The sequence below is a fragment of the Pseudomonas sp. S3_A03 genome, assembly GCF_054668275.1.
The window spans coordinates 1,159,336-1,172,472 of record NZ_CP162753.1 but is presented as its reverse complement, the minus strand read 5'-3'; the positions used below and the strand labels follow the sequence as shown (position 1 = coordinate 1,172,472).

Below are 13,137 nucleotides of genomic sequence, written 5' to 3'. Positions count from 1 at the left end.
GAACGCCGCTGACCCTAGGTGGGACGGGGTTGCTCCCTCCCACCTAGGTTTTTGTGGTGTCTCACTCAGAGCTGGTAGTTCTTCAGCTCTCTGGCAATCACCAGGCGTTGAATCTCGCTGGTCCCTTCGTAAATCTGCGTGATCCGCGCATCCCGGTAGTAGCGCTCCACCGGGTAGTCCTCCAGGTAGCCATACCCGCCATGAATCTGCATGGCTTGGGAGCAGACCTTCTCAGCCATCTCCGAGGCGAACAGCTTGGCCTGGGACGCTTCCGACAGGCATGGCTTGCCGGCACTGCGCAGGCGCGCGGCGTGCAGGATCAACAAACGTGCCGCGTTCAGGCGGGTTTGCATGTCGGCCAGCAGGTTGGCCACGCTCTGATGTTCAATGATCGCCTTGTCGAACTGCACGCGGTCGCGGGCATAGGCCAGCGCCGCTTCAAATGCGGCGCGGGCGATCCCCAGAGCTTGGGCGGCAATGCCGATGCGGCCACCTTCAAGGTTGGACAGCGCAATCGCCAGGCCCTTGCCGCGTTCGCCCAGCAGGTTGGCCTCGGGCACGGTGCACTGGTTGAGCGTGACGGCGCAGGTGTCGGAGGCGCGAATGCCCATCTTGTGTTCGGTGCGGTCCACCACAAACCCTGGGGTCTGGGTGGGGACGAGGAACGCCGAAATACCTTTCTTGCCCAATTGCGGGTCGGTGACGGCAAACACAATGGCCAGCTTGGCGCGTTTGCCGTTGCTGACAAATTGCTTGGCACCATTGATCACCCACTGGCCATCGCGCAGTTCTGCACGGGTGCGCAGGTTATGCGCTTCGGACCCGGCCTGGGGTTCGGTGAGGCAAAAGCAGCCGATCGCCTGGCCGCTGGCAAGCTCGGCCAGCCAGGTTTGCTTCTGCTCAGCTGTGCCGTAGTTGAGGATTGGCCCGCAACCCACTGAATTATGGATACTCATCAGTGCGCCAGTGGCGCCATCACCGGCGGAAATTTCCTCCACCGCCAGGGCGTAGGCCACGTAATCGACGTAGGTGCCGCCCCATTCTTCAGGCACCACCATGCCCAGCAGGCCGAGCTCGCCCATCTTCGCCACCAGGGCGTCGTCGATCCAGCCGGCTTTTTCCCAGGCTTGGGCGTGAGGGGCGATTTCACCACGGGCGAAGTCGCGCGCCATGTCGCGAATCATTACTTGTTCTTCTGTGTATTCAATATCTTGCATGACTTATCTCGCAACCTGCTCGAAGTGTTGGAAGAAGCTTTCTACATGGGCGACAGCCAACCCGTGCAGGGTGGGCGGGTTCCAGCGAGGGGTCTTGTCCTTGTCGATGATCAGGGCGCGCACGCCTTCGATCAGGTCGCCGCGCTCGAACCATTGGCGGTCCAGGTGCAGCTCCAGGGCAAAACACTGCTCCAACGGCAGGCGCCGGCCACGGCGCAGCATTTGCAGGGTCACGGCCATCGCCAGCGGCGAGCGGGTCTGCATCAGGTGGGCGGTGCTGAGCGCCCACTCATGGCTGTCGGCGACGGTCACGGCCTGCAATTGCTCGACGATGCTCGGGATGTCCGGCTGGGCGAAAAAGTGGTCGATCGCCGGGCGCAGCGCAGCCAGCGGCGCATCGGGCAGTTGTTGCACGGCCAGCTTGGCCAACAGGCCTTGCAGGTCTTTTAGCGCAGCGTCGTGCTGCCATTTCAGCTCATTGAGCTTCTGGTCCAGCTCAGCCAGCCTGGCGCTGTCCAGGTACCAGTCCGCGAGGCCGCAATACAACGCGTCGGCGGCGCGTATTTGCACGCCGGTGACGCCAAGGTAAATCCCCAGTTCACCCGGAATGCGCGGCAGAAAGTAACTACCGCCCACATCGGGAAAGTAACCGATGGCCACTTCCGGCATGGCCAGGCGGCTGCGTTCGGTCACCACGCGCAAATCCGCGCCTTGCACCAGGCCCATGCCTCCGCCCAGCACAAACCCGTCCATTAGGGCCAGGACCGGTTTGCGGTAATGATGGATGGCCAGGTCGAGGGCGTATTCCTCGACGAAGAAGTCTTCGTGCAAGGTGTCGCCGTTTTTGAAACTGTCGTAGAGGGAGCGGATGTCGCCGCCGGCGCAGAAGGCCTTTTCGCCAGCCCCGCGCAGGACCACGGCATAGACGCTGGGGTCATCGGCCCAGGCCTGCAGTTGTTGGGTGAGGCGGCGGACCATGTTCAGGGTAATGGCGTTCAAGCCGGCCGGGCGATTGAGGGTGAGGTGACCGATATGGTTACGAACGTCGGCCAGTACCTCTTCCTGGGGTAACTCGGCACGGCTTGCTTCGGATGGAACCTGAGCAGTCATCTATAACTCCCTGCTTTTATTGTTCTTTATCAAGATGTTCGCGAGCGAACCTTCTCGTGATCGTACCAGTGCAAATTTGCCCCGTACAACCCGGAATCATGCAGGTCGTTTTTGCATTTATGCAGGACGCAGCGCGGCGTCAGGGCACGCGGCTTGCCAGGACTTCGCCGATGCTGCGTCGGCGCGCGTGCGTCTCGGCGGCGTGAATCAGTTGCTCGAGTTCCGTGGGCGCCACGTCGTAGAACTGCTCCATTTCGGCCAATGCCAGCTTCAGGTCGGCGGCGGTCACCGCCGGGTCCCGAGCGGCCTCGTGGTGACTCAACATCGGCGTCGCGGGCTCAACGGCCCCCTTGGGGTAGCGAGTGCGCGTGGCGTTGTTATAGGCCAAGGCACAGGCGAGCAGGGCGCCAGCCCCCAGCAACACTGCGCCCAATTCATGCCAGCCGAGGGCGGCGGAGGCCGGGTCGGCCAGTACCAGGGTCATGGCCAGGCCACCGGCTGGCGGGTGCAGGCACCGCAGCCAACACATCAGTATCACGGCCATGCCGGCCGCCAGGCAGGCACCGCCCAATGTGCGCCCGAGCACGCGTGCCACCAGCAGCGCCACGACACCGGCGCACAGGTAACTGCCGATGATCGACCAGGGTTGCGCCAGCGCACCGGATGACACGGCAAACAGCAATACCGCAGAGGCGCCTAGCGGGCCCAGCAGGTGCAGAGCCACCGGCATGCCGAAAACCTGGGCGCAGAGCCAGACACTGAACAAAGTGCCCAGGGCCATGCCGATCGCGGCACGGCTCCATTCGGTGGGACGGGTGTTGATAGCAGCGGGGAACCAGCGAGCACGCATTGAAAAGGGTCCATAAACGACGGGCAAAAAAAAGGCTTGTCTGGTTGCCCGGAAAAGCCTCTTGAAAGTTCCTGCATTTGGGGGAGGAACCTGCGCAGTGTGCCGTGGCTGGTAAGGCTGCGCCAATGCATATTAATGCAGGTTAAATACAAAAATAGTGAGCTCAAACGAGGTCGGTATCGGTCTCTTCGCGGAATACATGGCGCCGTAGCGTTTCCTGCATCCCCGGCTCGCCGGCGAGCGGCCCTTTGAGCGCGACCAGGGCGTTGCGCAACGTCATCAGCCGATCCAGCGGCGCAATCGGCAGATAGCCGATATGGACCTCATCGCGGGCCAGGGAAACCGGGGGATCCAGCGAAACATCATTCGGCACGGCGTCGTCCTCTCACGAAGTAGGCCGCGTTGGGCGGCGGCCTATAGCGTCCTTGTTGTTATCCATGGCCCGTGGCGGTAAAGGCTTACCGCACGTGGCCATGGAGTTTACAGTTGGGATCCGCGCGCCGAACAGTGAAATGACATCGGCCGTTACGCATAGCTATGTAGGAGTCTTCTGCGCCCCAGGTTCAAGGTTGCGAGCTTTTGGCCAAGTGCAGCAGCACATAGGGGTTTTTATCGAATTCCCCCATCAGGGTCGGTTTGATCGAGGCAAAACGCGGGTCTTTCAGCGCCTCGAAATCCGCCTGGCTCATCACCAGCCAAGCGGGGCCTTGCAGGGGCGTGAGGTCGGAAGCCTGCTGGGTGAACAACGGCACCTGGTCGCAGTCGAGGTTGACCATGTATTTGATGGCCTTGGCGTCTTTGCCCAGGCCATGCAATACCACCGGCGCCCGCTGCTGCATCACTTGTTCATGCACGCGCAGGGTAAACGTGCGGGTGTCGTAGAGCACGCGCTCCAGCGGCTCGACCACCAGAATATAGGTGGCCCACACCGCCAGCACCGCCGCGAATGCCGGGCCCACTGGCCGCAAGCGCGGCTTGAACAACGCCAGCAGTGAAAGGGCCTGCAACAGGCCAAGCAGGCCAAACACCCACGTCAGATGGCTCAACTGTTCGGGGTAGCGTGACCGCGCAAACAGCAGCGCGCTGATCAGCAAGGCCGGCAACAGGGCCCAGAGGGTCAGCATCAGCCCGCGCAGCCAGGCAAACATGCGGCCCTGCGCCACTTGGAACGGATACGCGGCAATGATCGCCGCCATCGGCAACATCGCCAGCACATACCGCGCCTTTTTCGCCTGGGGAATCGACAGGCCCAGCATCACCAGCACACCGGCGGCCGCGCAGTACAACAGCAGTTTCTCTGCGGGCTGCGGCGAGTGCCGTCCACCCAGCGCCACGGCCAGCAACACCAGCAGCGCCAATGGATAGGCCAGCGCGTAGTTGCCCATTGAACTGGTGAAGTAATACAGCGCGCTGCTTGAACCTTCGCTGCCATCCATGCGCCCCAGGAACTGCATGCGAATCACGTCTTGCATGAAGCTTTCGCCACCGCTGAGCTTGGCCATCAGCAACAACAGGCCGACGCAAGCGACTAGCAACGCCAGGGCCAACAGACCAAAACTGAACAACTGGCGCCACTGCCGGTTGATCAGGTAATAGCTGCACAGCACGCCGGTCGGCACGACAAGGCCAATCGGCCCGCGAACCGCAAACCCCAGGATCAATAGCAGGTACAGCCAATGCAGCCGCTTACCCGCGCCGAAGTGATCATGGGCGTAACCCAGGTAGAACGCCGTCAAGGTAATGGCCGCGAGCATTTGGTCCAGGGACACGGCGCGGGTTTCGCTGATAAAGGTACTGCTCAACAGCATCAGCGCGATGCTCAGCAGCCCCCAGCGCCGGGAGTAGGGCGCCGTAAGGCGATATACCAGGACCACGATCAGCGCCGAGGCAATGGCCGTCGGCAACCAGGCCGTAAGGCTGGTGACCTGGCCCAGGGGCAGCGACAGCAGCCAGGTCAGCAGCGTTGAAGTGGCCAGGTAATCGGCGTACGGCTGGCCGTAGGTGGTCGGGAAAAATCCCGGGCCATGGCGCAGCATTTCTTGGGCAAAGAGCACGAAGCGTGAGTCGAAGCCGATAATCGCCTGGTGCCAGCTGCCTGCGATAAACAGCAACAACGCCAGCAATCCCAAGCCGAGGGATTGGCGGCGGATCGTTGCAGTGAGCAGGGGCGTTTGGACGTTGTTCACGTATCAGGCTTCCACGACCTGCGGCACCCACTGTTGCTGCGGAATCGGCAATTGGCACGAGTCGCCACGGCCGATCGGGAAATACTGGAAGCCCTTGCGCGACAGGCGCTCGCCGTCGTACAGGTTGCGGCCATCGAAGATCACCGGGGTTTTCAGGCGCTGGTGGATCAGGTCGAAGTCCGGGGCCTTGAACTGTTGCCATTCGGTGCAGACGATCAATGCATCGGCACCGTTCAAGGTCGATTCCGGCGTTCCCATCAGCATCAGGCGCGCTTCGTCGCCGTAGATACGCTGGGTTTCCTGCATGGCTTCCGGGTCGAATGCACGCACATCGGCACCGGCGGCCCACAGCGCTTCCATCAGCACACGGCTGGGGGCGTCGCGCATGTCGTCGGTGTTCGGTTTGAACGCCAGGCCCCACAGGGCAAAGGTCTTGCCACGCAGGTTACCTTTGAAGAACGCGTTGACGCGCTCGAACAACTTGCTCTTCTGGCGTTGGTTGATGGCTTCCACGGCTTCCAACAGATCGCTGGAGCAGTTGGCCTGCTTGGCGCTGTGGATCAAGGCGCGCATATCCTTGGGGAAACACGAGCCGCCGTAGCCGCAACCGGGGTAGATAAAGTGGTAGCCGATGCGCGAGTCGGCGCCGATGCCCAGGCGCACGGCTTCGATGTCGGCGCCCAGGTGCTCGGCCAGCTCGGCGATCTGGTTGATAAAGCTGATCTTGGTGGCCAGCATGCAGTTGGCGGCGTACTTGGTCAGCTCGGCGCTGCGCAGGTCCATGAAGATGATGCGGTCATGGTTGCGGTTGAACGGTGCGTACAGATCGCGCATCACGTCGCGCACTTCTTCGCGCTCGCAGCCGATGATGATGCGGTCCGGACGCCGGCAGTCGGCCACCGCCGAGCCTTCCTTGAGGAATTCCGGGTTGGAGACGATATCGAAGTCCAGGTGCCGACCGGCCACGTGCAGGGCTTTTTCGATATACGCACGCAGGGTGTCGCCGGTGCCCACGGGCACGGTGGATTTTTCTACCAGGATCACCGGTTCCATACGGTGGCGAGCCACGGCGTCGCCCACCGACAGTACGTATTTCAAGTCGGCCGAGCCGTCTTCATCCGAAGGCGTGCCCACCGCGATGAACAGCACTTCGCCGTGTTCGACCGCGAGTTTTTCATCAAAGGTAAAGCGTAGGCGCCCGCTTTCCAGGTTCTCCTTGACCATGGCGGCCAACCCCGGCTCGAAGATGCTCACATGGCCTTGCTGCAACAGCTTGACCTTGTTCTGATCGACGTCCATGCAGATGACATCGTGACCGACTTCGGCCAATACGGTGGCCTGCACCAGGCCGACGTAACCACTACCAAATACACTGATTTTCATGGGGCATTCCTGGGACTTGTGGCACTAGCACGACGAGAGTTGATGATCAGCACACCGAGGATGACAAGCGCCACCCCCAGGGTTTTGGAAAGCGAAAAATGTTCGTTGAACACCGGCAGGCTGGCGGCCAGCAGGTACACCAGCGCATAGCTGATGCTCAGCAGCGAGTAGGCACGCCCCAACGGCAGGTGCTTGAGCGCGCCGAGCCAGCAGAGCATCGACAGGGCGTAGGCGCAGATCGCCAGCATCACCACGCCAAGGGCGTCGAGGTCGATCCGGGCCGTCAGCCATTCGTGGGGCAGCGGTAGACGCGTCATGCTCCAGCGCATGCCCAGTTGGGCAACGCTCACCAGGCCGACGCTACCCAGCGCCAGGGCAAAGCCTTGAACCCGGCTCATACCTGGCGCCCCAGCAGCACGACACCGGCAATCACCAGCAACACGCCCAGCCAGTGGCGGCGGTCGATGGGTTCATGGAAGACAAACCGTGCCACCAGCGTGACCAATACAAAATTCAGGCTGAGCATGGGGTAGGCGATGCCCACTTCCAGGCGCTGTAGCACCAGCAGCCACACCAGCAAGCCCAGGCCCAGGCAGATCAACGCGGCCCACAGCCACGGCGAGCGCAGTTTCAGCGCCCAGCCGTCGGGCTGGGTGCGCCAACCTTCCACGGCGAATTTTTGCGCCACCTGGCCCATGCAGGTCAGCAGGCATGCGGCGAGCAACAGCAGCAAGGTCGTCACGGTGCAACCTGCGCGAAGATCAGAATCACAATATTGCCTTGCTCATACCGTTTGCCGTCCTGAGGCAGCAGGTTCAGTTCGGCGACCTCATCGTCGCCCTTGACCCGCATCACCACGCCGACAGCCCCTTTTTTGCGCGCGTCGCTCATCCATTGCCGGACATGGCTTGTGTCGACCTGGTGATGGCCGGCATCCGGGTAGGCGAGGCCGTATTTCACTTCGCCAATCGTGTTGTAGAGGGTCACGTCCGGGCGTTGCAGGCGCCAGGACAGGGCCGACGCCGCGCCGAGGTCATTGCTGAGCAACGCGCTGGCCGGTTGCAGTTCCTGCAGGTGGTCGATGATGAATTGATCCGGGGTCTTGTTGTAGACCACCGAATGCGGCAGCGCGGCCGGCAGCAGCGCAACCATCAGCCAACTGCCGAGTACCGGCGCGGCCCACAGATGCAAAGGCCGTGCAGCCTGCAGCAGGTTGACGATGATCCAGGCGAACAGGAAGGCGAACACCAGCACCAGGCTGAGGGTTTCCTGGCCGTGCTCATACACCGGTTTTTTCAGTTGAAACCAGGTCAGCGCCAGCAACACCACGACGCCGATCACCAGGTTGAGCCAGCCATTGATGCGCAATACGCGGCCACGGCCGGCGGCCAGTTTGGCGGCCAGGGTATTGCCCATCAGCAAGGCCAGGGGCAGCAGGCACGGCATGATGTAGGAAGGCAACTTGCCCTTGGCCAGGCTGAAGAACGCCAGCGGCATCAGCAGCCACAGCAACACAAAACCGCTGCCGGCGCTGCGCTTGTCCAGCCACGCCTGCTTGAGCGTTGATGGCAGCAGCGCCACCCACGGCAGGCAAAACGCGACCAGCAGCGGCAGGTAGTACCAGAACGGCTCGGCATGCTGGGCATCGTCACCGGCAAAGCGCTGGATGTGTTCGTGCCAGAAGAAGAAGTTCCAGTAGTCCGGTTCCTGCAGATGCACCGCCAATGCCCACGGCAGGCTGACGACGATTGCCACCACCACGGCCACCACGCCATACGCCAGGAGTTCGCGAAAGCGTTTTTGCCAGATGGCATAGGGCAGGGCGATCAGCACCGGCAGTAGCCACGCCAGGAAGCCCTTGGTCATAAAGCCCATGCCACAGGCAAAACCGAGCAATGCCCAGGCGCCCAAACGGCCATTGCGGCTGGTGCTGTCAAAACAAAACCACAAGGCCACCCCGGTCAGGTTGACCCAGAAGGTGAACTGCGGATCAAGGTTGGCATACCCGCCCAGCGCCGCGACGCTGACAAAACTCATGTACAGCACGGTACTGATCAGGGTTTTCTGCGGGTCGTTCCATAGCCGACGCGACACCAGCGCCACCAGCAGGATGCTCAAGCCGGTACTCAATGCCGAGGCGAAACGCACGCCAAACAGGTTCTGGCCGAAGATCGCCTGGCCCAGCGCGATCATCCAATAGCCGCCCGCCGGTTTTTCGAAGTAGCGAATGCCCATGAAGTGCGGCGACGCCCACTTGCCGGTCAGCAGCATTTCCTGGCTGATCTGCGCGTAGCGGGTTTCATCCGGAATCCACAAGCCATGGGTGGTCAGCGGCAGCAAATAGAATGCGCCGAACGCCAGCAGGAGCAGGGGCAGCGCCCAACGTCGGATCATGCCTGTTGCACGCCGAGCCAGCCCTCGCGGCCGCTCAAGGCGCCGCGTACCAGCTGTTGCCGGGGCAGGGTGGAGAGGTCCGCCGGCAGCAGGTCGCCCAGCGGTTGGAAGTGGATGCCGCGCTGCCCGGCCTGGGCGAGCAACTGGCGAAAATCGTGGGCCATCAGAATCCCTTCTACTTCTGCGTGGATCGTGTAGACGTTGAGCTTCGACTCGGTGAACCGGTCAAGAATGAAGCGGTTGAAATCCTTGGCGGCCACCACCGGCCCGACGACTTCGTCGAAGGTCGGCAGGTCCACCGGAATTTGTGGGGTGCCCGCGCTGCCGTCGGCCAGGGTCGGTCGAAACAGGCTGGTGCCCCGGCAATCACTGTTGTAGCGAAAGTTGAAACCTTGCTTGGCTTGCACCACGCGCTCATCGGCACGCCAACCGGCGGCCGCTGAACAGTCGACGCGTTCGCCGAGGATGTCGCTCAAGGTGTCGACGCCACGGCGGATCTGCTCGAGCAATTGCGCATCGCTCCAACGCCCGGTGTTGGCCTGCCAGCCGTGGTGGTCCCAGGCGTGCAGGCCGACTTCGTGCCCGGCGGCCTTGGCCTGGCGCATCAAATGCCCCAGATCGCGGCCAATCGGCTTGCCCGGCCAGGCAGTGCCGGCCAGCAGGATGTCCCAGCCGTACAGGCCGGCGGCGTTGGAGCGCAGCATCTTCCACAGGAACTGCGGGCGGATCAGGCGCCACAAGTGGCGCCCCATGTTGTCCGGCCCGACACTGAAGAAGAACGTCGCTTTCACCCCCGCTTCATCGAGGGTGTCGAGCAGCCGTGGCACACCTTCACGGGTGCCTCGGTAGGTGTCGACGTCGATGCGCAAGCCTGCCTTCATCAGTGCTTATCCGCGATTTCGAGCATGGCTTCGCGCAGGAAGAAGTCCAGCGTGTTGCCGATGGTTTCGCTCATCGCCACGGTCGGCTCCCAGTTCAGCAGGCGCTTGGCGTTTTCGATGCTTGGCTTGCGGTGCGCCACGTCCTGGTAACCGGTGCCGTAGAACGCCTTGCTCTCCACATCGCGGAACCCGGCGAACGGCGGGAAATTGCCGCGCAGCGGGTGCGCTTCGAACTGGCGCAGCAGTTCTTCGCCCAACTGGCGGATACTGGCTTCGTTTTCCGGGTTGCCGATGTTGATGATCTGGCCGTTGCAGGCATCGTTGTCGTTATCGATGATGCGCGCCAGGGCTTCGATACCGTCGGCGATGTCGGTAAAGCAGCGTTTCTGCTCGCCACCGTCGAACAGGCGAATCGGCGTACCTTCCACCAGGTTGAGGATCAGTTGGGTGATCGCACGGGAGCTGCCGATACGGGCGGAATCCAGGCGGTCCAGGCGCGGGCCCATCCAGTTGAACGGACGGAACAGCGTGAAATTCAGGCCCTTGGCGCCGTAGGCCCAGATCACGCGGTCCAGCAGTTGCTTGGAGACCGAGTAGATCCAGCGTTGTTTATTGACTGGGCCGACCACCAGGTTGGAGGTGTCTTCGTCGAAATACTGGTCCTGGCACATGCCATACACTTCAGACGTCGACGGGAAGATCACGCGCTTGTTGTATTTGACGCAGTAACGCACCAGCTTGAGGTTTTCTTCGAAGTCCAGTTCGAATACGCGCAGCGGGTTGCGGGTGTATTCGATCGGCGTGGCGATGGCCACCAGCGGCAGCACCACGTCGCACTTCTTGATGTGGTACTCGATCCACTCGGTGTGGATGCTGATGTCGCCTTCCACGTAATGGAAATTGGGATGGCTGCGCAGGCGCTCGATGGCGTCGGAGCCGATATCCAGGCCGTAGACTTCGTAACGGTCGTCACGCAGCAAGCGCTCGGACAGGTGGTTACCGATAAAGCCGTTCACGCCCAGGATCAGTACGCGGGTGCGGCGTGGCTTGCGCCCGGATTCGGCACCGCGCAGTACGGAGCCGTCGACCAGGCCCAGCTCATTGGCAAGCGAAGGGCCGGCCAGGTACAGGCCGTTATCGTTGCGCTGGCCGAACTTGACCACCAGGGAGTCTTCACCGCAGGCAATTCGCAGCGGGTTGACGCTGATCACCCGGCCCGGCGCCAAGCCTTCGTTGCCCTTGACCACCTCGGCCTGCCACACGATCAGTTTGTGCTCACCAACGGCGCAGAAGGCCCCCGGATACGGTTGGGTCACGGCACGAACCAGGTTGAACAGTTCTTCAGCCGGTTTTTTCCAGTCCAGCTTGCCGTCGGCGACGGTGCGGCGGCCGAAGTACGTTGCCAGGCTTTCGTCCTGGGCGGTCTCGCTCAACTTGCCCTGGGCCAGTTGCGGCAAGGCATCACGCAGCAGGCTGGTGGCGGCATCACGCAGCTTGGCGTGCAGGGTCAGGCCGGTATCGCTGCGTTCGATGCTGACTTTGTGCTGGGCAAGGATCGCGCCGGCATCGGCACGCTTGACCATGCGGTGCAAGGTCACGCCGGTTTCGGTTTCGCCATTGACCAACACCCAGTTGGCCGGCGCGCGGCCACGGTATTTGGGCAGCAACGAGCCGTGCAGGTTGAACGCACCTTGGCGGGCGGTGGCCAGCAGCGGCTCGCTCAGCAGGTTGCGGTAGTAGAACGAGAAGATGTAATCCGGGTTCAGCTTGGCGATGCGCTCGATCCACAGCGGGTGGTTGGCGTCTTCCGGGGCATGCACGGGGATGCCGTTGCGCGCGCAGAGCTGGGCGACGGAACCGTAGAAGGTGTTTTCCTTGGGGTCATCGGCATGGGTGAATACGGCAGCAATGTCGTAGCCGGCCGCCAGCAGGGCTTCAATGCCTGCACAGCCAATATCGTGGTAAGCGAAGACAACAGCGTTTGAATTCATGACGAAACCTGATCGGAAGGAGAAGTAGAGGTATGGGAAGTCGCCAGGCCGTCAACCACGACGACTGGAGCCGGTGCCGCCGGGGTGTTGCGCAGCACCTTTTCAATAAAGAAGCGTGGGCGGGCGCGGACATCGCTGTACATGCGGCCTAGGTATTCGCCCAAAAGGCCCATGCCGATGAACTGGCCACCCGTAAAGACGAACAGCACCGCGAACAGCACGAACATGCCATCGCCCGCCCATTGGGCACCAAAGGCCAGGCGCAGCACGATCAGCGCAAATGCAAACAGAACGCCCACGGCCGCCAGGCTGAAGCCGACGATGGACAGCAGGCGCAGCGGCGTGGTGGTCATGCAGGTAAGCAGGTCGAACATCAGGCTGATCAGGCGCATGGCGCTGTATTTGGACTCGCCGTGTTCACGCTCGGCGTGGTGCACCAGGATTTCAGTGGTGTGGCGGGCAAAGCCGTTGGCGAGGATCGGGATGAAGGTGCTGCGCTCGCGGCAGGCGAGCATCGCGTCGACGATGGTGCGGCGGTATGCGCGCAGCATGCAGCCGTAGTCGCTCATGGCCACGCCGGTGGAGCGTTGCACGGCCAGGTTGATCAGGCGCGACGGCCAGCGGCGAAAGGCCGAGTCCTGGCGGTTGTTGCGCACGGTGGCAACCACGTCGTAACCCAGGGCAGCTTGTTCCACCAAGCGCGGGATTTCTTCCGGCGGGTTCTGCAGGTCGGCGTCGAGGGTGATCACCACGTCGCCCCGGCACTGTTCGAAACCGGCCATGATCGCCGCGTGCTGGCCGTAGTTGCGGTTGAGGATCACCGCGACCACGTTACCGCCATCCTCGCAGGCGGCGTCTTCGAGCATTTGCGCGCAATTGTCGCGGCTACCGTCATCCACCAGAATGATTTCGTATTCGTAGGCCAACTGCTTGCAGGCGGCTATGGTGCGACGCAGCAGTTCAGGCAGGCTGTCTTGTTCGTTGTAGACCGGAATAACGATCGACACACAATGAATAGGGTAGGGTTTCAAAGATTCAGGACCTCGGGGTTAGAGCAACTTGGCGCGTTGAAAACAGCAGCATTCATTGGCTGAGCAGGCAGCCCGCAGATAAACAAGGCGGCAT

12 protein-coding genes are annotated in these 13,137 nt (G+C 62.2%); all 12 read right to left on the bottom strand.

All coding sequences use genetic code 11. The features are described from left to right. Positions 1-65: 65 nt before the first annotated feature. Positions 66-1,217 carry an acyl-CoA dehydrogenase family protein gene (locus tag AB4O25_RS05090; RefSeq protein ID WP_017528039.1) on the bottom strand — a complete coding sequence of 384 codons (1,152 nt, stop codon included), beginning with the start codon at positions 1,215-1,217 and terminating at the stop codon, positions 66-68. A gap of 3 nt (positions 1,218-1,220) precedes the next feature. Further along, positions 1,221-2,327 (bottom strand): enoyl-CoA hydratase/isomerase family protein, encoded by a 1,107-nt coding sequence (locus AB4O25_RS05085; protein ID WP_017528038.1) that lies wholly within the window; start codon positions 2,325-2,327, stop codon positions 1,221-1,223. Positions 2,328-2,466: 139 nt separating this feature from the next. Continuing rightward, the gene (locus tag AB4O25_RS05080) at positions 2,467-3,177 is read right to left on the bottom strand and encodes an HPP family protein (protein WP_017528037.1); all 711 of its coding nucleotides are present in this window, start codon (positions 3,175-3,177) and stop codon (positions 2,467-2,469) included. Between the two features lie 163 nt (positions 3,178-3,340). Further along, positions 3,341-3,550 (bottom strand): type VI secretion system contractile sheath small subunit, encoded by a 210-nt coding sequence (locus AB4O25_RS05075; protein ID WP_017528036.1) that lies wholly within the window; start codon positions 3,548-3,550, stop codon positions 3,341-3,343. Positions 3,551-3,740: 190 nt separating this feature from the next. Continuing rightward, positions 3,741-5,363, bottom strand: coding sequence for an ArnT family glycosyltransferase (locus AB4O25_RS05070; protein WP_460150598.1), 1,623 nt, complete (start codon positions 5,361-5,363; stop codon positions 3,741-3,743). A 3-nt stretch (positions 5,364-5,366) separates the two neighbouring features. Further along, positions 5,367-6,746 (bottom strand): UDP-glucose dehydrogenase family protein, encoded by a 1,380-nt coding sequence (locus AB4O25_RS05065; protein ID WP_017528034.1) that lies wholly within the window; start codon positions 6,744-6,746, stop codon positions 5,367-5,369. Next, positions 6,743-7,144, bottom strand: a complete 402-nt coding sequence (gene arnF, locus AB4O25_RS05060; RefSeq protein WP_065879072.1) for a 4-amino-4-deoxy-L-arabinose-phosphoundecaprenol flippase subunit ArnF — start codon at positions 7,142-7,144, stop codon at positions 6,743-6,745. Before arnF ends, AB4O25_RS05065 begins: the two co-directional genes overlap by 4 nt. Continuing rightward, on the bottom strand, positions 7,141-7,488 hold the full coding sequence (gene arnE / locus AB4O25_RS05055) for a 4-amino-4-deoxy-L-arabinose-phosphoundecaprenol flippase subunit ArnE (RefSeq protein WP_017528032.1): 348 nt from the start codon (positions 7,486-7,488) through the stop codon (positions 7,141-7,143). Before arnE ends, arnF begins: the two co-directional genes overlap by 4 nt. After that, a complete protein-coding gene (gene arnT, locus AB4O25_RS05050; protein WP_460150597.1) occupies positions 7,485-9,140 on the bottom strand; it encodes a lipid IV(A) 4-amino-4-deoxy-L-arabinosyltransferase in 1,656 nt (551 codons plus the stop codon). Before arnT ends, arnE begins: the two co-directional genes overlap by 4 nt. Further along, the gene (arnD, locus tag AB4O25_RS05045; protein WP_017528030.1) at positions 9,137-10,021 is read right to left on the bottom strand and encodes a 4-deoxy-4-formamido-L-arabinose-phosphoundecaprenol deformylase; all 885 of its coding nucleotides are present in this window, start codon (positions 10,019-10,021) and stop codon (positions 9,137-9,139) included. Before arnD ends, arnT begins: the two co-directional genes overlap by 4 nt. Continuing rightward, on the bottom strand, positions 10,021-12,012 hold the full coding sequence (gene arnA, locus AB4O25_RS05040; RefSeq protein WP_460150596.1) for a bifunctional UDP-4-amino-4-deoxy-L-arabinose formyltransferase/UDP-glucuronic acid oxidase ArnA: 1,992 nt from the start codon (positions 12,010-12,012) through the stop codon (positions 10,021-10,023). The genes arnD and arnA overlap by 1 nt, the downstream gene beginning before the upstream one ends. Continuing rightward, positions 12,009-13,043 (bottom strand): undecaprenyl-phosphate 4-deoxy-4-formamido-L-arabinose transferase, encoded by a 1,035-nt coding sequence (gene arnC / locus AB4O25_RS05035; RefSeq protein ID WP_460150595.1) that lies wholly within the window; start codon positions 13,041-13,043, stop codon positions 12,009-12,011. Before arnC ends, arnA begins: the two co-directional genes overlap by 4 nt. Positions 13,044-13,137: the final 94 nt, after the last annotated feature.